The sequence below is a fragment of the Sinorhizobium sp. 7-81 genome, from assembly GCF_030124405.1.
Lineage (GTDB): Bacteria > Pseudomonadota > Alphaproteobacteria > Rhizobiales > Rhizobiaceae > Sinorhizobium > Sinorhizobium psoraleae.
This window is the reverse complement of the sequence record NZ_JASKLT010000002.1, coordinates 579785-599950: the sequence shown is the minus strand read 5'-3', so window position 1 is coordinate 599950 and position 20166 is coordinate 579785. Positions and strand designations below refer to the sequence as shown.

At 62.2% G+C, this 20166-nt stretch carries 20 protein-coding genes; 10 read left to right on the top strand and 10 right to left on the bottom strand.

The features are described 5' to 3' along the window. Nucleotides 1–7: 7 nt before the first annotated feature. Nucleotides 8–658 carry a hypothetical protein gene (locus QN224_RS10035; RefSeq protein ID WP_283976524.1) on the bottom strand — a complete coding sequence of 217 codons (651 nt, stop codon included), beginning with the start codon at nt 656–658 and terminating at the stop codon, nt 8–10. A 160-nt stretch (nt 659–818) separates the two neighbouring features. Further along, complete coding sequence (locus QN224_RS10030) at nt 819–1187, bottom strand: PRC-barrel domain-containing protein (protein ID WP_173512025.1); 369 nt, start codon at nt 1185–1187, stop codon at nt 819–821. Between the two features lie 305 nt (nt 1188–1492). Between QN224_RS10030 and QN224_RS10025 the strand changes: the two genes are divergently transcribed. From QN224_RS10025 to QN224_RS10005, 5 genes are all read left to right on the top strand, one after another. Further along, nucleotides 1493–2293 carry a class I SAM-dependent methyltransferase gene (locus QN224_RS10025; protein ID WP_283976523.1) on the top strand — a complete coding sequence of 267 codons (801 nt, stop codon included), beginning with the start codon at nt 1493–1495 and terminating at the stop codon, nt 2291–2293. A 321-nt stretch (nt 2294–2614) separates the two neighbouring features. After that, the gene (locus QN224_RS10020) at nt 2615–3358 is read left to right on the top strand and encodes an SDR family oxidoreductase (RefSeq protein ID WP_283976522.1); all 744 of its coding nucleotides are present in this window, start codon (nt 2615–2617) and stop codon (nt 3356–3358) included. Nucleotides 3359–3385: 27 nt separating this feature from the next. Beyond that, the gene (locus QN224_RS10015; RefSeq protein ID WP_283976521.1) at nt 3386–4228 is read left to right on the top strand and encodes a fumarylacetoacetate hydrolase family protein; all 843 of its coding nucleotides are present in this window, start codon (nt 3386–3388) and stop codon (nt 4226–4228) included. 125 nt (nt 4229–4353) lie between these two features. Next, on the top strand, nt 4354–5070 hold the full coding sequence (locus tag QN224_RS10010; protein ID WP_283976520.1) for a FadR/GntR family transcriptional regulator: 717 nt from the start codon (nt 4354–4356) through the stop codon (nt 5068–5070). A gap of 20 nt (nt 5071–5090) precedes the next feature. Further along, a complete protein-coding gene (locus QN224_RS10005; RefSeq protein ID WP_283976519.1) occupies nt 5091–6293 on the top strand; it encodes a mandelate racemase/muconate lactonizing enzyme family protein in 1203 nt (400 codons plus the stop codon). A gap of 387 nt (nt 6294–6680) precedes the next feature. Here the strand turns inward: QN224_RS10005 and QN224_RS10000 are convergent, their stop codons facing one another. The 6 genes from QN224_RS10000 to QN224_RS09975 form a co-directional block, all read right to left on the bottom strand. Continuing rightward, nucleotides 6681–7685 (bottom strand): TRAP transporter substrate-binding protein, encoded by a 1005-nt coding sequence (locus tag QN224_RS10000; protein ID WP_173512019.1) that lies wholly within the window; start codon nt 7683–7685, stop codon nt 6681–6683. Between the two features lie 47 nt (nt 7686–7732). Beyond that, nucleotides 7733–9010 (bottom strand): TRAP transporter large permease subunit, encoded by a 1278-nt coding sequence (locus QN224_RS09995; protein ID WP_283976518.1) that lies wholly within the window; start codon nt 9008–9010, stop codon nt 7733–7735. Beyond that, entirely contained in the window at nt 9010–9543 is a 534-nt protein-coding gene (locus tag QN224_RS09990) for a TRAP transporter small permease (protein ID WP_269286175.1), read from the bottom strand. The genes QN224_RS09995 and QN224_RS09990 overlap by 1 nt, the downstream gene beginning before the upstream one ends. 22 nt (nt 9544–9565) lie before the next feature. Then, on the bottom strand, nt 9566–10726 hold the full coding sequence (locus QN224_RS09985) for a fumarylacetoacetate hydrolase family protein (RefSeq protein ID WP_283976517.1): 1161 nt from the start codon (nt 10724–10726) through the stop codon (nt 9566–9568). Between the two features lie 206 nt (nt 10727–10932). Then, on the bottom strand, nt 10933–11655 hold the full coding sequence (locus QN224_RS09980) for a FadR/GntR family transcriptional regulator (protein ID WP_283976516.1): 723 nt from the start codon (nt 11653–11655) through the stop codon (nt 10933–10935). A gap of 44 nt (nt 11656–11699) precedes the next feature. Continuing rightward, nucleotides 11700–13115, bottom strand: coding sequence for an FAD-binding oxidoreductase (locus tag QN224_RS09975; protein WP_283976921.1), 1416 nt, complete (start codon nt 13113–13115; stop codon nt 11700–11702). A gap of 177 nt (nt 13116–13292) precedes the next feature. Between QN224_RS09975 and denD the strand changes: the two genes are divergently transcribed. From denD to aac(3), 5 genes are all read left to right on the top strand, one after another. Next, nucleotides 13293–14276: a D-erythronate dehydrogenase gene (denD, locus tag QN224_RS09970; protein WP_283976515.1), complete on the top strand. Its 984-nt coding sequence runs from the start codon at nt 13293–13295 to the stop codon at nt 14274–14276. Next, the gene (locus tag QN224_RS09965) at nt 14276–15187 is read left to right on the top strand and encodes an NAD(P)-dependent oxidoreductase (RefSeq protein ID WP_283976514.1); all 912 of its coding nucleotides are present in this window, start codon (nt 14276–14278) and stop codon (nt 15185–15187) included. Before denD ends, QN224_RS09965 begins: the two co-directional genes overlap by 1 nt. Next, nucleotides 15184–16968 carry an IlvD/Edd family dehydratase gene (locus QN224_RS09960; RefSeq protein ID WP_283976513.1) on the top strand — a complete coding sequence of 595 codons (1785 nt, stop codon included), beginning with the start codon at nt 15184–15186 and terminating at the stop codon, nt 16966–16968. The genes QN224_RS09965 and QN224_RS09960 overlap by 4 nt, the downstream gene beginning before the upstream one ends. Before the next feature lie 261 nt (nt 16969–17229). Then, nucleotides 17230–17298 (top strand): BA14K family protein, encoded by a 69-nt coding sequence (locus QN224_RS33860; protein ID WP_283976920.1) that lies wholly within the window; start codon nt 17230–17232, stop codon nt 17296–17298. Between the two features lie 33 nt (nt 17299–17331). Next, nucleotides 17332–18156 (top strand): aminoglycoside 3-N-acetyltransferase, encoded by an 825-nt coding sequence (gene aac(3), locus QN224_RS09950; RefSeq protein WP_283976512.1) that lies wholly within the window; start codon nt 17332–17334, stop codon nt 18154–18156. 372 nt (nt 18157–18528) lie between these two features. Here the strand turns inward: aac(3) and QN224_RS09945 are convergent, their stop codons facing one another. Both QN224_RS09945 and QN224_RS09940 read right to left on the bottom strand, forming a co-directional pair. Further along, complete coding sequence (locus QN224_RS09945; protein WP_283976511.1) at nt 18529–19116, bottom strand: DJ-1/PfpI family protein; 588 nt, start codon at nt 19114–19116, stop codon at nt 18529–18531. A 65-nt stretch (nt 19117–19181) separates the two neighbouring features. After that, nucleotides 19182–20150, bottom strand: coding sequence for a substrate-binding domain-containing protein (locus QN224_RS09940; protein ID WP_173512008.1), 969 nt, complete (start codon nt 20148–20150; stop codon nt 19182–19184). Nucleotides 20151–20166: the final 16 nt, after the last annotated feature.

Sequence of the window (20166 nt, the reverse complement as noted above, 5' to 3'; positions counted from 1 at the left end):
GGACCCATTACGAGTCGGGCGAGCCCGGAAAAAGCGTCGGCAATTTGTGCTCGGCGGCAGCCCAGGCGCGCATGTGGTAGCGCCGTAACAGCAAGCTGCTTGTTGCAAAAGCACAAATCCCGAAGATTACGCCGAGCGCCATCCCCGAACTGAATACGGATGTTGCCACTATTCCCGTGAAAACGCCTGCGATTGCGCCGTTTATCGTACTCACCATGCCTGAGACACTCATGAAGTACTGCTGGGGCGATGGTTTAAAGCCTTTGTCGACGAGCACCGCCGAACGATCGTCATGGGTGGAGTGGATCAGATACTTCTGCATGACTGGCGCGAATTCGGTGTAATAGTGCCGGATCCGAGCCATGCCGCGGGCGTGCACCATGTCCTCAATGGCGACCTGCACGGCGCGCACGAAGGTGACCAGGCCTATGAAAAAGAGGCAGGGTAGCAGAATCAGGCTGAACAGCACGAAAGGCGGGCCCATCTCAGTAACTTGTGCGACAAAGGCCAGAGCGATCGTCGCGCTCGAAACCGAAGTCAGGAACAGGTTGGCACGCTGGTTCGCTTCCTGAATTGTGGCTGTACGGGCGGTCTGCAGCACGAAATGCTCGGTTGTCATGCACTGCAAGACTTGCTGCGTGTTATCGCCTTCGGTCATTGTGTTCTCCTTGATCGACCTCGCCGCTCACGACCGGGCGACTATGTGCGACTACCCGCTTCGCGTCTCACGTGGTCGACCCGGAGGTTTTCGGGCCCGAACTCTTCTCGAAGATGCTCCGGAGAAAGGTCAATTCTTCAGGCCCGAAAGGCTCGCTTGATCACACCCAATAAGGCGGAATTCCATAGTAGTCATAGACGCGACGACCGCTCTCGGGACTCCAGTCAAATTCCTGGTTTGCCGAATACCGGGGAGCTCCTTCGACCTGCTCTTTGGTGATGTTCACCTGAAAGCCGTCAAGATCCGTGTTGTAGTCGAGCATTTCCCAGGGAAGCGGATAATGGTCATGCCCAATTCCCAGGAAACCGCCGAAGCTCATCACCGCATACGCGACGCGTCCGCCGCGTTTCTCGAGGATTATTCTCTCGACCGATCCGATGTGGTCGCCGTTCATGTCGTAGACATTTGTCCCCACCACCATGTCACTGGCAATGAGATCATGAGATTGATGCAGATCAGGGTTGGCCATCGTCTTTCCTCCTTCTGGTCAGCCAACGCTCGCGCAAACCAGTTGTTCCCTTTGAAGGTCATCTGCGCCGCGTGTCATCCAGCCCGCCCGTTGCAGCCGCCCAGTCCAGCCCCAGCGTGACGACACACGCCGATGTCCGCACGTGGTACCGCGGGCCGTCGATCGGCGCATGAGGCCGAGGCTGATTAGGACGAAGACGGCTCGAACGACGCGCAAAGCGCCACCGCGCCCGGCGAGCCTCGCGCAGCGCGCCTTGGCAACCTCTCTGTCGAGGTCTAGCATATGCCCTGCGCAGGGAGGGTAACATGACCTCGAGTTTCACTGTCCACGACGCGGCCGGCTATGAGCAGCTCATGGGCCGCTGGAGCCGAAAACTTGCGCCGCTCTTCATTGACTTCGCGGGGCTTGCCGATGGCGAAAAGATTCTCGATGTCGGCTGTGGCACCGGCAGCCTGACCTTCGCGCTCGCCAGCACAGCCAATCTCAGCGAGATCGCCGCAATCGACTATTCGCCGGTCTTCGTCGAGGAGGCAAACCGACGCAATACCGACACCCGCATAAAGATCCGCCAGGCGGATGCCTGCGCCCTGCCCTTCGAAAACGGTACGTTCGACCGCGCCTTGGCGCTGCTCGTGCTCCACTTCGTGCCCGAAGCCGGAAAGGCGGTCGCCGAGATGCGTCGCGTCGTGCGCCCGGGCGGTGTTGTCGCGGCGGCCGTCTGGGACCATCTCGGCGGCATGCCCGGGATGCGCATGATGGTCGACACGGTGGCCGCACTCAGCGAAGGCGGGCGCCAGCTGCGCGCCCGCTATTGCTTTCAGCCGATGATGCAGCCCGGCGAAATGAACCGGACTTTTATCGAGCAAGGTCTCGTTGACGTTGCAGAAACCCAGCTGATGATCCGCATGGACTACCAAAGCTTCGACGACTATTGGGGGCCGATTGCCGCGGGCGAAGGACCGCTTGGCAAATACGTGGCAACACTCGACGCCACGGAGCGGGCGCGCACTGAGGCGGCCGTGCGCGACGCCTATGAGGCCGGCCGGCCAGACGGCCCCCGATCGTTTGCAAACATCGCCTGGGCCTGCCGGGGCATCGTTCCCTGACCCCACCGTGGGCACAAAGCGGAGCTTCATCTGGCTCGTCACGGGACGGCCCCGCGATGAAGCATTCCATTGAAAGTCGGGAAATTCAGCTTTCAAGCGAGCCGTAGCCTTGGCCACCTCGCCGGGTATCCCCCGCGACCGCATGCGCAAGTGCCAGGAACATAAGCACGTCCGGCGAATGCGACGCGCTTCTTTGGAGCACCGCAATCGCCTCCGCATGCTGCCGGCGACGAAGTGCACCCTGGACGAAAATGACATTGACAGATCGGCCTTGCGCATGAACAAGTCTGACAACCTGATAACTACGAGGAAGCACGCGTCATGACGTCCCTGAAAGACAAGAAGGCCGTAGTCACCGCCGCCGGGCAAGGCATTGGCCGCGCGAGCGTCATTGCCTTTGCACGCGCCGGCGCCCGCGTTCTTGCGACCGACATCAACGCGGCCGCACTTTCGACGCTCGCAGCCGAAGCCGGCCCTGGCACTCTCGTCGAGACGGCCGTGCTAGACGTCTTGGACGAGGCACAAGTCAAATCGGTACTCGGCAGCTTCGGCGACGTGGAGGTGCTGTTCAACTGCGCGGGCGTGGTTCATGGCGGCAACGTCATGGAGATGGCCGACAATGATCTCGACTTTGCCATGGACCTCAACGTGCGCGCCATGATCCGCACCATCCGGGCAGTTCTTCCCGGCATGATCGCCCGTGGTGGCGGCTCGATCATCAACATGTCCTCGGTCGCTTCCAGCGTTAAGGGCGTGCCGAACCGCTGCGCCTACGGCATTTCCAAGGCGGCCGTCATCGGCCTCACCAAGTCGGTCGCCGCCGACTACGTGGCCCAAGGCATCCGCTGCAACGCCATCTGCCCCGGCACGGTCGAAAGCCCTTCCCTGCAGGATCGCATGAAGGCCCAGGGCGACTATGACACGGCTCGTGCGGCCTTCATTGCCCGCCAGCCGATGGGCCGCCTCGGAACGCCGGAAGAGATCGCGGACCTCGCCCTGCATCTCGCCGGCGCCACCTACACATCCGGCCAAGCCTACGCCATCGACGGCGGCTGGACGATCTGACGACAACGAAGACAGGAGAAACACTTAATGAAGCTCATGCGCGTCGGCCCGCTTGGCCAGGAAAGGCCCGCCCTGCTCGACAAGAACGGCAAGATCCGCGATCTCTCCACCCACGTGAAGGATATCGGCGGCGCCGATATCTCGCCCGAGGGTCTGGCGAAGATTGCCGCCCTCGACGCGGCCTCCCTGCCGGAAATCCAGGCGGACCGCATCGGTGCCTGCGTCGCCGGTACGGGCAAGTTTATCTGCATCGGCCTCAACTACTCCGATCACGCCGCTGAAAGCGGCATGGCGGTGCCACCGGAGCCGGTAATCTTCATGAAGGCCACCTCCGCCATCTGCGGCCCGAATGACGGCGTGCTGATCCCGCGCAAATCCGAAAAGACCGACTGGGAAGTCGAGCTCGGCGTCGTCATCGGCAAGACCGCAAAATACGTCTCCGAAGCAGAAGCTCTCGACTACGTCGCCGGCTACTGCGTCAGCCACGACGTGTCCGAACGCGGCTTCCAGACCGAACGTTCCGGCCAGTGGACCAAGGGCAAGTCCTGCGACACCTTCGGCCCGATCGGCCCGTGGCTGGTGACCAAGGACGAGATCGCCGATCCGCAGAACCTCGGCATGTGGCTGACCGTGAACGGCGAGAAGATGCAGGACGGGACCTCCAAGACCATGGTCTACGGCGTCGCCTTCCTCGTGTCCTACCTCAGCCGGTTCATGTCGCTGCAACCCGGCGACATCATCTCCACCGGCACGCCTCCGGGCGTGGGCATGGGAATGAAGCCGCCGCGCTACCTGAAGCCAGGCGACGTCGTTGAACTCGGGATCGAAGGCCTCGGCACGCAGAAGCAGACCTTCAAGGCCGACGTCTGATCGAGACGAGACATTGGAGGAAGGGGTGGCGCTTCGCCGCCCCTTTTTACGTTTGCCGTTATCCTTTTGCTCTTGGCTTTTGCGCAAACCTATAATACAGGTTTGCAAAAGTCATAGGATAGAGAATGAGCGAAACGGACACGACCACGCCATCTTCCGGTGACCTCGTCGCAGGCGCGGTCTCGCAGATTTCCGCCTTCATTCGCAAAAACCAGTTGAAGCCGGGGGATCGCCTGCCCTCCGAAGCAGCCCTGACGGAAAGCCTCAGCGTGTCCCGCACCGTGGTTCGCGAGGCTCTGCGTTCGCTCGCCGCGATGCGACTGATCGACCTCGGCGCCGGCAAGCGGCCCACCGTCGCCGAACTCGACGACAGTTCCATTGCCATGACCTTCCGGCACGGCCTCTTCACCGACCAGATCGACATCCGCCAGATCTATGACGCGCGCCGCACCATCGAGGGGCGTACGGCAACGCTTGCCGCCCTGCTGCGCACCGAGCAGGAGGCGGACGAGATCCTTGGCTTCGCCCGCGCCATGCAGAACCGCCTCGACCAACCGGCCGTCGTCATGGAAAACGACCTCGCCCTTCATCTGGCGATCGCGCGCGCCTCGAAGAACCCCGTCTTCGCCCTCATGATCGGCGCGTTTCAGGGCGTGATCGTCGAGAGCTGGCCGATCGGCTGGAAGGCCCGCGCCAGCGACGACGAACGCGAAGCCGTGAACCGCCTGCACCTCGAGCTCGCCGAGGCGATCGCCACCGCCGATCCTCAGGTGGCCTCGACCATCATGGACCGGCATTTCGACCAGAGCCTCAAGGCTCTCGGCCGTGCCGGCCTGACCTGAACCAAGAAACTGGAGTTCCCATGAAAATCACAGGTCTCGAAACCGTGCGCGTCGCCGAGCGCGCCAATCTCCTCTGGCTGCTCGTGCACACCGACGAAGGTATCACCGGCCTCGGGGAAACCTTCTTCGGCGCGGAGACCGTCGAAGCCTACATCCACGAATACATCGCGCCCCGCGTGATCGGCCGCGATCCGCTGGAGATCGACCGCCTCGCAGCCGACCTCGTCGGCTATATCGGCTTCCGTTCCTCCGGCGCTGAAGTGCGCGGCAACTCCGCCTTCGACATCGCGCTCTGGGACATTTTCGGAAAGGCGACGGGGCAGCCAATCGCCCAGCTTCTCGGCGGCTTCACGCGGCGCGAGATCCGCACCTATAACACCTGCGCCGGCACCGAATACATCAAGAAGGCGACCGGCCAGACGACATCCAACTACGGCCTTTCGACCGGCAAGGACTATGACGACCTGAACGGTTTCCTGCACCGCGCCGACGAACTGGCGCTCTCACTGCTCGAAGACGGCATCACCGCCATGAAGATTTGGCCGTTCGACGCGGCCGCCGAAAAGACACGTGGCCAGTACATCTCGGTCCCCGACCTCAAGCAGGCACTCGTTCCCTTCGAAAAGATCCGGGCGGCGGTCGGCGACAAGATGGACATCATGGTCGAGTTCCACTCCATGTGGCAGTTGCTGCCGGCCATGCAGATCGCCAAGGCGCTCGCTCCCTTCAACACCTTCTGGCATGAAGATCCGATCAAGATGGACAGCCTTTCGAGCCTGAAGCGCTATGCCGAAGTCTCCCCGGCCCCGATCTCGGCCTCCGAAACGCTCGCCACGCGGTGGGGTTTCCGCGACTATCTCGAAACCGGCGCGGCCGGCATTGTCATGCTCGACATATCCTGGTGCGGCGGGCTCTCGGAAGCCCGCAAGATCGCGTCGATGGCCGAAGCCTGGCACCTGCCCGTCGCCCCCCATGACTGCACCGGCCCGGTGGTGCTCTGCGCCTCGACCCACCTGTCGCTCAACGCGCCCAATGCGCTGGTCCAGGAAAGCGTGCGCGCCTTCTACAACACCTGGTATCGCGATCTTGTGACCGCGCTGCCGGAGGTGAAGAACGGGATGATCACGGTTCCCCCCGGTCCGGGGCTTGGCATGGAGCTTCATCCCGACATGGAGAAGACCTTCACAGTCAGCCGCCGCATGTCCGATGCCTCGGGCATCTGATTGAAGTAACGGCTCAGCCCTTAGGAAAAACCGACGACAAAACCAATAGGCTTCGGCGGAAGCCCTTGGGCTCGCCGCCTTCGCCGGCCCGCGGTAATGCCGCTCGGCAGGTGCTGCTCGCGCTGAACGACGTAATGGGCACGCCAGAGCCGGCGCGAAACTTCCCCGGCACCGGCATCCATGCGGGACAAGCCTTCTCGAGAGCACAACATGAAAGAAGCCCGCAGCGGAGACCACTGCGGGCTCTTTTTTGGCGCGGTCCCGAAGGACCGCCACTACAGCGCCGCACGTCTTGTCAGACGCGCAAAGGACGCTGTAGCACTTTGAATTGCTGCATGTTCTTAGTCTTAAATCGGCTGCGATTTAAGAAAACATGCAGCAGGGAGATTACTTGCGGATCTCGGTGAGTTCGGCAAGGACCGCGTCCACGACGTCCGCACCGATCTCGTCCATGTGCTTCTGGTAAACAACCATCGACTTCTCGCGGATGCGGGTCTGTTCTTCCGGAGACAGGACGTTCACTTCGAGACCGGCAGCCTTGATCTTTTCCAGCGACTTCTTGTTCAGGTCGGCGATGACCTGACGCTCGACGTCGCGACCAACGACGGCGCATTCACGAAGGGCTGCCTGCTCTTCCGGGGTGTAGGTGTCGAAGATGGCCTTCGAGAACAGGAAGAGGAACGGCGTGTAGGCGTGGTTGGTCTCGGTGATGTACTTCTGCACTTCGAAGAACTTCGAGGTGTCGATCGTCACATAGGGGTTCTCCTGGGCGTCGATCGTCTTGGTTTCGAGAGCCGAGAACACCTCGCCGAAGGCCATCGGCGTGGCGTTCGCGCCGAGGTTCTGGAACGTGTCGAGGAAGATGTTGTTCTGCATGACGCGGACCTTCAGGCCCGAGAAGTCTTCCCACTTCGTGACCGGACGAACGGAGTTCGACAGGTTACGGAACCCGTTTTCCCAGTAAGCGAGGTTGACGAGGCCGACGGCTGCCAGCTTCTCGTCCATCATCTTGCCGAACTTGCCGTCGAGAACCTTGTAGGCTTCCTCGGCATTGGCGAAGAGGAACGGCAGATCGAAGACGCCGAGCGCCGGCTCGATGCCGACGAGCGGCGAGGACGAGGTCACGACAGCTTCCTGAACGCCCGAACGGAGCGCCTGGGTGGCCTGCAGGTCGCCGCCGAGAGCACCGCCCCAGAACGCGGTCAGCTTGAGCTTGCCGCCGGACTTTTCGTCCAGGCACTTCTGCATGGCTTCGATGCCGTTGCCGACCGGGTGGTCGGCGTTGATGCCGTTCGACACACGGATGTTGCGGTCGTTGAATTCGGCGAACGCCGGAGCCGAAGCCGTGCAGGCGAATGCAATGGCGGTTGTGGCGAGTAGAAGTTTTCTCATGATATCCCTCCCGAGGATGATTGTTTGAGAAGATTGAGGGTTGTCCATCACCGCAGCCACTGCGCGGGTACGGTGATGATTTCAGGGAACAGTACGAGCAGCATCAGCAGCGCCGTCTGGGCCAGCAGGAAGGGCAGAATGCCGACCGTGACCTTTCCGAGCGGAACTCGACCAACGCCGCTCACGACGTTCAGAACGACGCCCACCGGCGGGGTGATCAGGCCGATGCAGCAGTTCATGACGAACATCACGCCGAAGTAGATCGGATCGATGCCCGCCTGCTTGATGATCGGCATCAGTACCGGCGTGAGGATCAGGATCGACGGCGTCAGGTCGAGAGCCGTGCCGACGATCAGGATCAGGATCATGATCGCCAACATCAGGAGCTTCGGACGGTCGATCAGCGGTTCAATATAGCCCGTGATCTCATTCGGAATGTTCGCGGCCGTGATAAGCCATGCGGAGACGAGCGCCGCGCAGACCAGGAACATGATGACCGCAGTCGTCTTGGCAGCCTGCAGGATGACCTTCGGCAGGTCGCGCGGCTTCAGTTCGCGGTAGATGAACATGCCGACGAACAGGGCATAGAAGGCCGCGATCACGGCAGCTTCGGTCGGCGTCACGACCCCGGCCTTGATGCCGCCGAGAATGATCACCGGCATGCCGAGTGCCCAGGCGGCGCGCCCGGTCGCGTTGAGACGTGCGGACATCGGAGCCTTGGGCAGCGGCTGGATGTTGTCCTTGCGTACGACGAACTGCCAGGTGAGGATCAACGACAGGCCCATCATAAGGCCAGGTACGATACCCGCCATGAAGAGCTGGGTGATCGATACGTTGGCCGACACGCCGAACACGATGAACGCCATGGACGGCGGGATGACGGGGGCAATGATGCCGCCGGACGCAATCAGGCCTGCGGAACGCGGCACATTGTAGCCGGCCTTCGCCATCATGGGGATCAGGATCGCGGCAAGGGCAGCGGTGTCGGCAGCGGCCGAACCCGAAATACTCGCCATGATGACGGCAGCCATGATCGCCACGATGCCGAGACCGCCACGAATGTGGCCGACGCAGGCGATCGCGAACTCGATGATGCGCTTGGACAGACCGCCCGAGTTCATCAACTCGCCGGCGAGAACGAAGAACGGGATGGCCAGCAGCGTGAAGGTGTCGGCACCGATGATCATGTTCTGCGCGATGATCTGGCTGTTGAACATCCCCATGAACCACATGAGGACGACGCCACAGAACATCAGGGCAAATGCAACCGGCACGCCGATCGCCATGGCTCCGACGAGGGAGGCAATAAATACGAGAAGAGTCATCAGCTACGCTCGGCCAGATGTTCGAGGGACATGTTTTCGCCGGCGAAGGCGGCAAGTTCTTCCTCGGTCACGCGACCTGTCAGAAGGCGAATGAGGCGTTCCAGGGCGATGATCACGCAGCCGGCGCCGGTGAAGAAGCCGATGCCGTAAACGAAGCCCATGGAAAGGCCCGTCACCGGTGCACTCATGCTCCAGTTGATCGGGAGCTGCTTCCAGGTCCCCCAGAAGAAGATGGCGGAAACGCCGATGATCACGATGTTGCTGACGGCCATGCAGATAATGCGACCCTTGCGGCCAAACAGTGCCACGAGGGTCTCCACGCCCATGTGTCCGTGTTCTCGGAACGCCACCACGGCGCCGATGAAGGTCACCCAGACGAAGAAGTAACGCGCCAATTCATCCGACACGGTCAGGCCGGAATTCATGGCATAGCGCATGACGACGTTGACGAAAACCATGACCGCCATCCCCGAAAGAAGGATGATCAGCAGGAATTCGAGAACTTTGTAGAATAGATCGATTGCCTTTTGCACTCGGTCCTCCCCGTTTCGAAAATTACAAGAGGCCGCGCTTGGCGAGGTTTCGCATGAGGGCGCCGACCCCGAAGGTCCATTCCGGGCAGGCATCGCAGCGATCAACCCAGTTCACCAGGCGTCCGAGCTTCGGCGTCGATATTTCCACCCGGTCGCCCACTTCGTGCGTGAAGCCCTGTCCGACGCCGCGGCGATCCTTCACCGGCGCGAACATGGTGCCGAGGAACAGCACCGCGCCGTCCGGGTACTGGTGATTGCGGTTGCGCAGTTGCGATACCAGGTTTTCCGGGCTGCGGCTGATCGCTTCCATCGGGCTTTCGCCGTTCATCTCGAAACCGTCCTCGCCCTTGACCAGCAGCGTGACGCGAACCTTGCGCAGGTCGTCGATGGTGAAGTTCTCGTCGAACAGGCGAATGAACGGGCCGATCGAGCAGGACGCATTGTTGTCCTTCGCTTTGCCGAGCAGCAAGGCAGAACGGCCTTCGACATCACGAAGGTTCACGTCGTTGCCGAGCGTGGCGCCGAGGATCGTGCCGTCGGAACGAACTGCGAGCACGACTTCCGGCTCGGGATTGTTCCACTGCGAGATCGGATGAATACCGACCGTGTCGCCACAGCCGACGGAGGACATGGGCTGCGACTTGGTGAAGATCTCGGCGTCGGGGCCGATTCCGACTTCGAGGTACTGCGACCAGAGATTCATGTCCTGCAGCAGCGCCTTGACCTTCGCCGCCTGCTCCGAACCGGCCACGAGACCGCGCAAACTGTCGCCGAGCACCGGCGCCAGCCGTTCGCGGATTTCGCGTGCCCGGGAGGAATCGCCCTTGGCCTGCTCCTCGATCACCCGCTCGAGCATGCTGTCGGCGAAGGTGACGCCGGCCGCCTTGATCGCCTGAAGGTCGATCGGCGCCAGAAGTTCGCCCGCCTTGCCGGAGAGGAAATCGTCGAGAGAGCCGAGATCGGCAAGACCGGTCGCGGATTTCAGCCTGTCGACCAGCCGATCCTGCTCGAACAGGAAGGAAACGGTGGCGGCGATGGTTGTCAGGTCAAGCAAGCGTCCATCGCGCAGCAGTACCGGGCAAGGGCCGTCGACGGCCTTCGACCACACGCGCCCGACCAGAACGGCCTGCGCTGCGTCTTCCGGCAAAATCACGGCTGCGGATAGTGAATGCCTGGAAACCAAGTCCATCCTCCCTTTTTGAATGTCTCCCAGGCAGCGGCCTCCTGCTGCCTTGCCTTATTGTCAGGGTGTCTGACAACGCTCCTGAATCGTTTTAGTCGGACTCCGTCGCAGTGTCCAGCATTCAAATGACGGCTTGCTCAAAAAGCCCCCACGAATGAGGTTCTCACCACCATTTTGGCAGACTTTCGACGATACTGGCCTCGAGTTTATTCAGATGCGACCTCATAGCCCTCGAGCGTCAGGTCGAGCCGCTTCGCCGCCCCCAACAGGTGCATCTTCATCGCTTCGCGCGCCCGCTTCGGATCCCGGCTGGCAATGGCACCGCGCAAGGCGACATGCTCCTCGATCGTCACCTCGACGATCTCCTCGAGAACCGCAGCCGCCCGCGCGGCATCGATCGCCAGGCTGATGCGCTCCGCGATGAACCCGATGAAGACCGAGAAGTACTCGTTTCCGGTGGCGGCAGCGACCGCGCGGTGAAACGCAAGGTCGGCGACGATGCCTTCCGCCGTCCACTTTTCCCCGCCGCTCATGCTGGCGAGCGCCTCGTCGATACGCCGAAGATCGTCGGCCGTATGGTGCAGCGCGGCCAGGCCTGCGGCCTCGATCTCCAGCGGCACGCGCAATTGAAAAAGGTCGCGGAAGCTTTGGCGGTCGGCCAGGTCATCCTGCTCGATACGGATCGGCCGTGCGTGGGCCTCGGTGACGAAGGCACCGACACCCTGGCGCGTCTCGACCAGTCCTTCGTTGCGGAGCTGGGCAATCGCCTCGCGCACCACGGACCGGCTCACGCCGAGCGCCTTGGCCAGAAAGTGTTCGGTCGGCAGCTTCTCGCCGGGACGCATCCGGCCTTCCGTGATGTCGCGCGCAATCTGACCGGCAATGCGCGCCGGCAGATGTTCACTTCGCCTGATATGTCCGAATTCCATGGTCTTTACGTCCCGCCTCCTCCGCGTCACGTGAGGGTTTTCTATCAATCCCTCGCGAAACTCAATTGGCAACCGGGGTTCATCCGAAGATCCGGATCGATCGCCGTCTTCGCAGCGGTCAGCAGCTTGCGCCGAACCTCGGACAGACGCATGTCGAAGTCGGACGTCTTCAGGCGACCGATGCCGTGCTCGGCACTAATCGAGCCGTGATAGCCGTCGAGCACTTCGTTGATGATCTTCTTCGCCTTGTAGATCCGCGCATCGATCTCACTACGCGGCAGGTCACCCGGCGGCAGCACGTTCAGGTGCACATTGCCGTCGCCGACATGGCCGTAGGAGACGCAGACGCATTCCGGAAGCGCGTCATGGACGGCCTTCTCAGCATCGCGCACGAAATCGGCGAGCCGCGACAGCGGAACGGAAACGTCGGTGCGCAAGTGCGGACCGCGCTTGGCCTGCCCCTCGTTCATGCCCTCGCGGAAAAGCCAGAGATTGCGCGACTGCGCCTTGGACGTGGCGACCACGCCGTCGACCACGAGACCGTCGGCCATGACACCTTCGAGGAAACGCTCCATCAGATCCGACACGTCGACCAGCCCCGAGCCCGAGATTTCGAGCAGCGCATAGGCCGCGTGGTCGCCCGACATCGGCATGGCGAGGTCCGGCATCGCCTCGCGCGCCAGTGTGAAGGCGAGCGGCGGCATGAACTCGAAGGCCGACAGGAGGTCGCAGCAGTCGCGACGGGCACGGCGGTAGAGCGCGATTACGTCGTCGAGCGAATTCAATCCCAGAAGTGCGGTGGCCACCTGATCCGGCATCGGCATCAGCTTCACCGCGACCGCCGTGATGATCCCGAGGGTACCTTCGGCTCCGATGAACAACTGCTTCAGATCAATGCCGCGGTTGTCCTTGCGCAGCGTCGACAACCCTTCGAACACCGAACCATCGGGCAGGACGACTTCCAGCCCCAGCACCAGTTCGCGCGTCATGCCGTAGCGCAGGACGTTGATGCCGCCGGCATTGGTGGAGACATTGCCGCCGATTCGGCAGGACCCCTGCGCACCGAGCGCGAGCGGGAAGAACATTCCGGCTTCCTCGACCTTGTCCTTGAATTCGGACAGGATAGCGCCCCCCTCGACGACGGCCGAAAAATCGTCGACGTCAATCCGGCGGATGGCATTCATGCGCTCGAGGCTGAGTACGACCTGGCTTTCCGGCGCATCCGGCGTGGCACCCAGCACGAGGCCGGTATTGCCGCCCTGCGGCACGATCGCGACGCCGAGTTCGGCGCAGACGCGCACCGCCTTCGAGACATCCTCAGTAGAGCGCGGACGGAGAACGGCGATCGCTCCGGTGGTCACATCGCCGTGCCAGTCTCGACAATAGCGCTCCACCTCTTCCCCGAGGAGAACCAGGTCCGCTCCGAGGGCGTCCACGAATTTCTGCTGATATGACTGGATACTCACGCTCACGTGTCCCTCCCGGACCCGGCGCTGACGACCTGTGCGGGATGCCAATTATTCTGTTTTCAAATGCACCATATAAGGTTATCAGACAACCTTACAATGTCTTTTTTCGGCTGAGTGGTTCGCACCTTCGTCGGAAGGTGGGAACGAAAGCATGGAGGAGGTAATCACATGCACATTCTGATCATCGGCGCCGCCGGCATGGTGGGTCGCAAGCTCGCTGCACGTCTTGCAAAGGACGGAAACCTCGACGGCCGCGCAATCGAAGCGATGACGCTGGTCGACGTCGTCACCCCGGAAGCGCCGGCTGGTTTCACCGGCAAGACCGTCCTTGAAACCGTCGATCTTTCGGCTGCCGGCGAAGCGGAGCGCCTCATCGCCAGACGGCCGGACGTGATCTTCCACCTCGCCGCCATTGTGTCGGGCGAAGCCGAACTCGACTTCGACAAGGGCTACCGCATCAACCTCGACGGCACCCGTTACCTGTTCGACGCGATTCGCATCGCCCACGGCCAGGACGGCTACAAGCCGCGTGTCGTCTTCACCTCGTCGATCGCCGTTTTCGGCGCTCCCCTGCCCTATCCGATTCCGGACGAGTTCCACACCACGCCGCTGACCAGCTACGGCACCCAGAAGGCCATCTGCGAACTCTTGCTGTCGGACTATTCGCGTCGCGGCTTCTTCGACGGCATCGGCATCCGCCTTCCGACCATCTGCATCCGTCCGGGCAAGCCCAACAAGGCCGCCTCCGGCTTCTTCTCCAACATCCTGCGCGAGCCGCTGGTCGGCCAGGAAGCCGTACTTCCGGTCTCCGAGGACGTCCGCCACTGGCACGCCTCGCCGCGCTCGGCCGTCGGCTTCCTGATCCACGCCGCGACCATCGATGTCGAAAAGGTCGGCCCGCGCCGCAACCTTTCCATGCCGGGCCTCAGCGCCACCGTCGGCGAACAGATCGACGCTCTGCGCCGCATCGCCGGCGAGAAGGCCGTGTCGCTCATCCGTCGCGAGCCCGACGAGATGATCATGCGCATGTGCGCCGGTTGGGCGCCCGGTTTCGAAGCCAAGCGCGCCACCGAACTCGGCTTCACCGCTGAAGAATCCTTCGACGAGATCATCAAGGTCCACATCGAGGACGAACTGGGAGGCAAGCTCTGATGACCGCGGACAGAGCGAATGCGTCCCGGCGCATTGCCTTTCTCGGCACCGGACTCATGGGCGCGCCGATGGCGCGCCGCCTGCTGAGGGCAGGTTTCCCCGTCACCGTCTGGAACCGTGACGCCTCCAAAGCTGAACCCCTGGCCACCGACGGCGCAAGCCTCGCCGCCACGGCCGCAGACGCTGCGCGTGATGCCGACATCGTCTTCACCATGCTGAGCGACGGAAACGCGGTTGGCCAGGTTCTGTTCGAAGCCGGCGTCGCCGAAGTCCTGAAGGCCGGCGCGACTGTCGTCGATTCCTCGTCGATTGCTCCGCCGACCGCCCGCGATCACGCCGCCCGCCTCGCCGAGTTCGACGTCGCCCACGTCGATGCCCCGGTCTCCGGCGGCGTCGTCGGCGCCGAAGCCGGAACGCTCGCCATTATGGCTGGCGGCAAAGCCGAGGTTGTCGCCGGCCTTACGGACGTCTTTGCAGCGCTTGGCCGCGTCACGCATGTCGGCCCCGCCGGCGCCGGCCAGGTCTGCAAGCTGGCCAACCAGCAGATCGTCGCCATCACCATCGGCGCGGTTGCAGAGGCGATGATCCTCGTGGAAGCTGGCGGCGCGGATCGCGGCAGTTTCCGCGACGCCATTCGCGGCGGCTTCGCCGAGAGTCGGATTCTTGACCTGCACGGCGCCCGCATGGTGAACCGCACCTTCGCCCCCGGCGGTCCATCTCGGCTGCAGCTGAAGGACCTGGATGCGGTTGCCGCCATGGCCGATCTCCTCGATCTGGAATTGCCATTGACGGCCATGGTACGGAGCGAATTCCGTGACTTCGTCACCGATGGCGGCGGCGAAAAGGATCACAGCGCGCTTCTGTTGCATCTGGAGAAGGTCAACGGAAGAGAACGGGAGAACGATCAATGACCGACGACAGGAAGGCAACCCGGCGGCTGCGCTCGCAGGACTGGTTCGATAACCCCGAGCACCTGGACCTGACCGCGCTCTACCTGGAGCGCTTCATGAACTACGGCACCACACCGGAAGAGCTGCGGTCCGGCAAACCGATCATCGGCATCGCCCAGTCGGGCAGCGATCTCAACCCCTGCAACCGCCACCATCTGGAGCTGGCGAAGCGCCTGCGCGACGGCATCCGCGATGCAGGCGGCATTCCGATCGAGTTCCCGACCCATCCGCTGTTCGAGAATTGCAAGAGGCCGACGGCGGCGCTCGACCGCAACCTCGCCTATCTCGGGCTGGTCGAGATCCTCTACGGCTATCCGCTCGATGGCGTGATCCTGACGACCGGCTGCGACAAGACCACCCCGTCGGCATTGATGGCCGCCTCGACTGTCGACATTCCGGCCATCGTCTTCTCCGGCGGACCGATGCTCGACGGCTGGCACGACGGCGATCTCGTCGGCTCCGGCACCGTGATCTGGCGTTCGCGCCGCAAATATGCCGCCGGCGAAATAACCCGCGAGGAGTTCCTCGAAGCGGCCCTCGATTCCGCTCCCTCGGTCGGTCATTGCAACACCATGGGTACGGCGTCCACGATGAACGCCATGGCCGAAGCGCTTGGCATGTCGCTGACCGGCTGTGCGGCGATCCCGGCAGCCTACCGCGAACGTGGACAGATGGCCTATCGCACCGGCCGCCGCGCCGTTGAGCTCGTACTTCAAGACGTCAAGCCATCCGACATCCTGACGCGCGAGGCGTTCCTGAACGCGATCAAGGTCAACTCCGCCATCGGCGGCTCGACCAATGCTCAGCCGCACCTGATGGCAATGGCCAAGCACGCGGGAGTGACGCTCAACCCGGACGATTGGCAGGTTCATGGCTACGACATACCCCTGCTCGCCAATGTCCAGCCGGCGGGTGCCTATCTCGGCGAACGTTTCCATCGTGCCGGCGGTGTGCCCGCAATCATGTGGGAACTGCTCAAGGCCGGCAAGATCGACGGCAGCTGTCCGACGGTGACCGGCAAGACCATGGCAGAAAACCTCGAAGGCCGCGAATCCGACGACCGCGAAGTGATCAGGCCTTTTGCCGAGCCGCTGCGCGAACGCGCCGGCTTCCTCGTCCTCAAGGGCAATCTCTTCGACTTCGCCATCATGAAGATGAGCGTCGTTTCCGACGGCTTCCGCAAGCGCTACCTGCAGGAGCCGGGACGCGAGGGCGTATTCGAGGGTCGCGCGATCGTCTTCGACGGGTCTGAGGAGTACCACAAGCGGATCAATGATCCCTCGCTCGAAATCGATGAGAACTGCATCCTGGTGATCCGCGGCAGCGGTCCCAGGGGTTGGCCTGGCTCGGCCGAAGTGGTCAACATGCAGCCGCCGGATCACCTGCTGAAACGCGGCATCATGAGCCTTCCGACGATCGGCGACGGCCGCCAGTCCGGCACGGCTGACAGCCCGTCGATCCTGAACGCCTCGCCCGAAAGCGCGGCCGGCGGCGGCCTTGCCTGGGTACGCACCGGCGACACCATACGCATCGACTTCAACGAAGGCCTCTGCGACATGTTGGTGGACGATGCCGAGATCGAGCGCCGGAAGGCCGAGGGTATTCCGAAGGTACCGGAGGACGCCACTCCCTGGCAGATGATCTACCGCCAGACCGTGACCCAGCTCGCCGACGGCGCGACGATCAGGAAGGCGGACGAGTTCCGTAAAATCTCCAAGACGCCGCCGCGGCACAACCACTGACGATCTGGCACTGACGATCTGGCCATCGCACGGGGCAAACCGCTCGCGTGCGATCGCCAGATCCGACTAGGCCCTTGCGCGCGAGCTTCGAGGACATCGGGCTGATCTTTAACGGATATCGCGGCATCGTAGTCGCTCACCCCGGCGACCGCCTCCATAGGGGCTACTGGTTTCTTTCCGCCGCATTTGCCGCCGGTGTGATCATTGGAGTTGCAATCGCGCATCCGGTGGCGCCGGTTCGAGGTTGGCCGCGCATATTCGGTGCGTTTTGATCATTGTCGGTCGTATCGGGCATACGATAACACCTATCAGCCCTATGATGGCGCATGAGCAGTGCCGGTCACCATACAGCTGAGGACCCACGTGACGAACAGGACGACACTCAAATCGGACCTTCACGCGCTCGGCATAGAGACAGGCGATGCCGTGATGGTGCATGCGTCGCTGAAGGCGATTGGCGTGGTCGAAGGAGGGGCCGAAAGCGTGGTTGCAGCGCTGCGTGATGCCATAGGACCAACCGGGACCTTGATGGGCTATGCCTCTTGGGATCGGTCTCCCTATGAGGAGACGTTGAACGGCGCTCAGATGGCGGAGGAGGTGCGGCGCAACTGGCCGCCGTTCGATCCCGCGACCGCCCGAACCTATCGTGGTTTCGGTCTGCTGAACCAGTTCCTGGCCGAGGCGCCCGGCGCATTGCGCAGTGCGCATCCCGATGCGTCAATGATAGCAATCGGCGCGCTTGCGAAAGAGCTGATCGAGCCGCACAGACTGGGCCATGCTCTGGGCCGCGGTTCTCCTGTCGAACGCTTTGTCCGGCGCGGCGGAAAAGTGCTCTTGCTTGGAGCTCCCCTCGATACGGTCACCGCGCTGCATTACGCAGAGGCGATAGCCGATATCCCGGGCAAACGCCGTGTGACCTATGAGATGCCGATGCTTGGACCGAACGGGGAAGTAATTTGGGAGACCGCTGAAGACTTCGATACGAACGGCTTCCTTGATTGCTTCGCCATTGACGGAGAACCGGATGAAGTCGAGACGATCGCGAAAGCGTACGTCTCGCAGGGGCGGCATCGCGAAGGCCAAGTGGGAGACGCACGTTCCTACCTGCTCGATGCGCAAGATGTCGTCTCTTTCGGGGTGAACTATCTTGAAACGCGGTTTGGTCACAAGGACGGAAGAAACAGGTGATTGTCTGGTTCTTGGTGGCGCGAGGCGAGTCGACGCCAACATCATCCATCCGTTCCTGACGCTGGACGAGCGCCTTTTGCGCGAGCGGATCGACGCCCCAGAATTTGAATCCGTCCTGCTACAGCGCAGCCCTCGGGAGTCGACTATGCATCCGTCGCCTTGTCAGGATTCGAACCGCCGACCCTATCATTCAAGGTCTTGAAGGTTCGAGCCGGCGAACGTTTTTCCCAGGTCAGCGAACATCGAGCAGATCACACGATAAAACTGCACTTGGTACAGCAGACCGCACCCCGCAAACTGGCTTTGGCTGCGCAAACCTCCCTCGGGCCGACCGCCCGAGGGCGAAGCTGTTATCGATCTCAGGTCAATCGACTACGTGTGCGTGATCTTCGTGCCCAGCACGTTCAGGCACTCGCGCATGAAAGCCGCAAGGCCCGTCCACCCTTTGGCCGAGACCATGTTGCCGTCGACATAGGCCTCGGTGGGCTTCACGTCGATGTAGGTGCCGCCGACAGCCGTCACCTCCGGTTCGCAGGCGCCAAGACCCGCGACTTTGCGGCCTTCCAGCACGCCAGGCACGGCCATGAGGATCTGCACGCCATGGCAGATTGTGAAGATCGGCTTGCCCGTCTCATGAAAATGGCGGACTATGTTTTGGACGCGTTTGTCTGTGCGGATGTATTCCGGGCCGCGGCCGCCCGCTGCATAGACTGCGTCATAATCCTCGACCCGCACTTCGGAAAAGGTCTTGTTGATGTCGGCGTAGTGGCCGAGCTTTTCCGTGTAGGTCTGGTCGCCCTCGAAGTCGTGCAGGGAGGTCTTGATACGGTCCCCGGCCTTTTTGTCCGGGCAAACGACGTGCACCGTATGGCCCACCGCCTCCATTCCCTGCTGGAAGACATAGATTTCGTATTCCTCGGTGAATTCGCCGGTCAGCATGAGGATCTTCTTGCCGCTCATGTCGTGTCTCCTGTTGTCATGAATTTCGGACGAGTGCCCGGCGGCCGGCCGGGCACCGTTTCGGATCAGAATGGGGAATCGGGGAAATAGAACTGGTCGGCGTTTTCCGGGGTGATCAGCGGCGCACCGAGCAGGAATGAACCGCGCATGGGCGCCTGCCCAGCGAATTGTGCCGCTGTCATGTAGATGGCCGACTTGATCATCGACGGCGGATAGGGAGTCGAGACCGGTGTGCGCTCGTTGCCTTCCTTCACCATTTCGATGACCTGCTTCATGCCGTTGCCGCCGAGCGCATACTTGATGTCCTTGCGACCCGCACGATCGACGGCCTCGATCACGCCGAGCAGCATGTCGTCGTCGTTGGCCCAGACGGCATCGATCTTCGGGTACTTTGCTAGATAGTCCTGCATCAACTTGAAGGCTTCGTCCTGGTTCCAGTTGGCATACTGGATATCGAGGATCTTGATGTTCGTCTTGTTGATGACGTCCGAGAAGCCTTTTATGCGTTCGTCGTCGATGACGGTCGGGATACCGCGCAACACGACGATCTCGCCCTCGCCACCAAGCTTGTCGGAAAGCCAGCGCGCCGTATTGGCACCCACGGCGATGTTGTCGCCAGCGACATAGAGGTCCTGGATCGTTGGGTCGGCGAGGCCACGGTCGACCACGGAAATGAAGGTGCCCTTTTCCTTGATCTGCTCGACCGGCCCCGTCAGTTCCTCCGACGTAAAGGGTAGGATGACCAGCGCGTCGAGCTTCCGGGTCGCCGACAGATCTTCGAGCGCCGAGACCTGCGCGGTCGCCGACGACGCGGTCGACAGCACGACGTCTACATTTGCAAACGCAGCCTCGACCTCTTTTTCAGCCTGCTCTGCATGGTAGACGACCCCTCCGGTCCATCCATGCGTTGCGGCCGGAATCGAGACGGCGACAGTCACGTTCCTCTCCTGGGCCTGAGTGCTGCCTAGCGGTAGAGCGAGGACCAGGGTAGCCGTCGATAACAAGAGTCCAGCCTTATGGATAACAGACTTCATTTTCTCCTCCTTTGAA

What these genes read in the sequence shown, in the direction of transcription:
- QN224_RS10025 (WP_283976523.1), top strand. Translation starts at nt 1,493, where the DNA reads ATGACCTCGAGTTTCACTGTCCACGACGCGGCCGGCTATGAGCAGCTC.
- QN224_RS10005 (WP_283976519.1), top strand. Translation starts at nt 5,091, where the DNA reads ATGAAAATCACAGGTCTCGAAACCGTGCGCGTCGCCGAGCGCGCCAAT.
- QN224_RS10015 (WP_283976521.1), top strand. Translation starts at nt 3,386, where the DNA reads ATGAAGCTCATGCGCGTCGGCCCGCTTGGCCAGGAAAGGCCCGCCCTG.
- QN224_RS10000 (WP_173512019.1), bottom strand. Translation starts at nt 7,685, where the DNA reads ATGAGAAAACTTCTACTCGCCACAACCGCCATTGCATTCGCCTGCACG.
- denD (WP_283976515.1), top strand. Translation starts at nt 13,293, where the DNA reads ATGCACATTCTGATCATCGGCGCCGCCGGCATGGTGGGTCGCAAGCTC.
- QN224_RS10030 (WP_173512025.1), bottom strand. Translation starts at nt 1,187, where the DNA reads ATGGCCAACCCTGATCTGCATCAATCTCATGATCTCATTGCCAGTGAC.
- QN224_RS10010 (WP_283976520.1), top strand. Translation starts at nt 4,354, where the DNA reads ATGAGCGAAACGGACACGACCACGCCATCTTCCGGTGACCTCGTCGCA.
- QN224_RS09995 (WP_283976518.1), bottom strand. Translation starts at nt 9,010, where the DNA reads ATGACTCTTCTCGTATTTATTGCCTCCCTCGTCGGAGCCATGGCGATC.
- QN224_RS10035 (WP_283976524.1), bottom strand. Translation starts at nt 658, where the DNA reads ATGACCGAAGGCGATAACACGCAGCAAGTCTTGCAGTGCATGACAACC.
- QN224_RS09960 (WP_283976513.1), top strand. Translation starts at nt 15,184, where the DNA reads ATGACCGACGACAGGAAGGCAACCCGGCGGCTGCGCTCGCAGGACTGG.
- QN224_RS09980 (WP_283976516.1), bottom strand. Translation starts at nt 11,655, where the DNA reads ATGGAATTCGGACATATCAGGCGAAGTGAACATCTGCCGGCGCGCATT.
- QN224_RS09945 (WP_283976511.1), bottom strand. Translation starts at nt 19,116, where the DNA reads ATGAGCGGCAAGAAGATCCTCATGCTGACCGGCGAATTCACCGAGGAA.
- QN224_RS10020 (WP_283976522.1), top strand. Translation starts at nt 2,615, where the DNA reads ATGACGTCCCTGAAAGACAAGAAGGCCGTAGTCACCGCCGCCGGGCAA.
- QN224_RS09940 (WP_173512008.1), bottom strand. Translation starts at nt 20,150, where the DNA reads ATGAAGTCTGTTATCCATAAGGCTGGACTCTTGTTATCGACGGCTACC.
- QN224_RS09965 (WP_283976514.1), top strand. Translation starts at nt 14,276, where the DNA reads ATGACCGCGGACAGAGCGAATGCGTCCCGGCGCATTGCCTTTCTCGGC.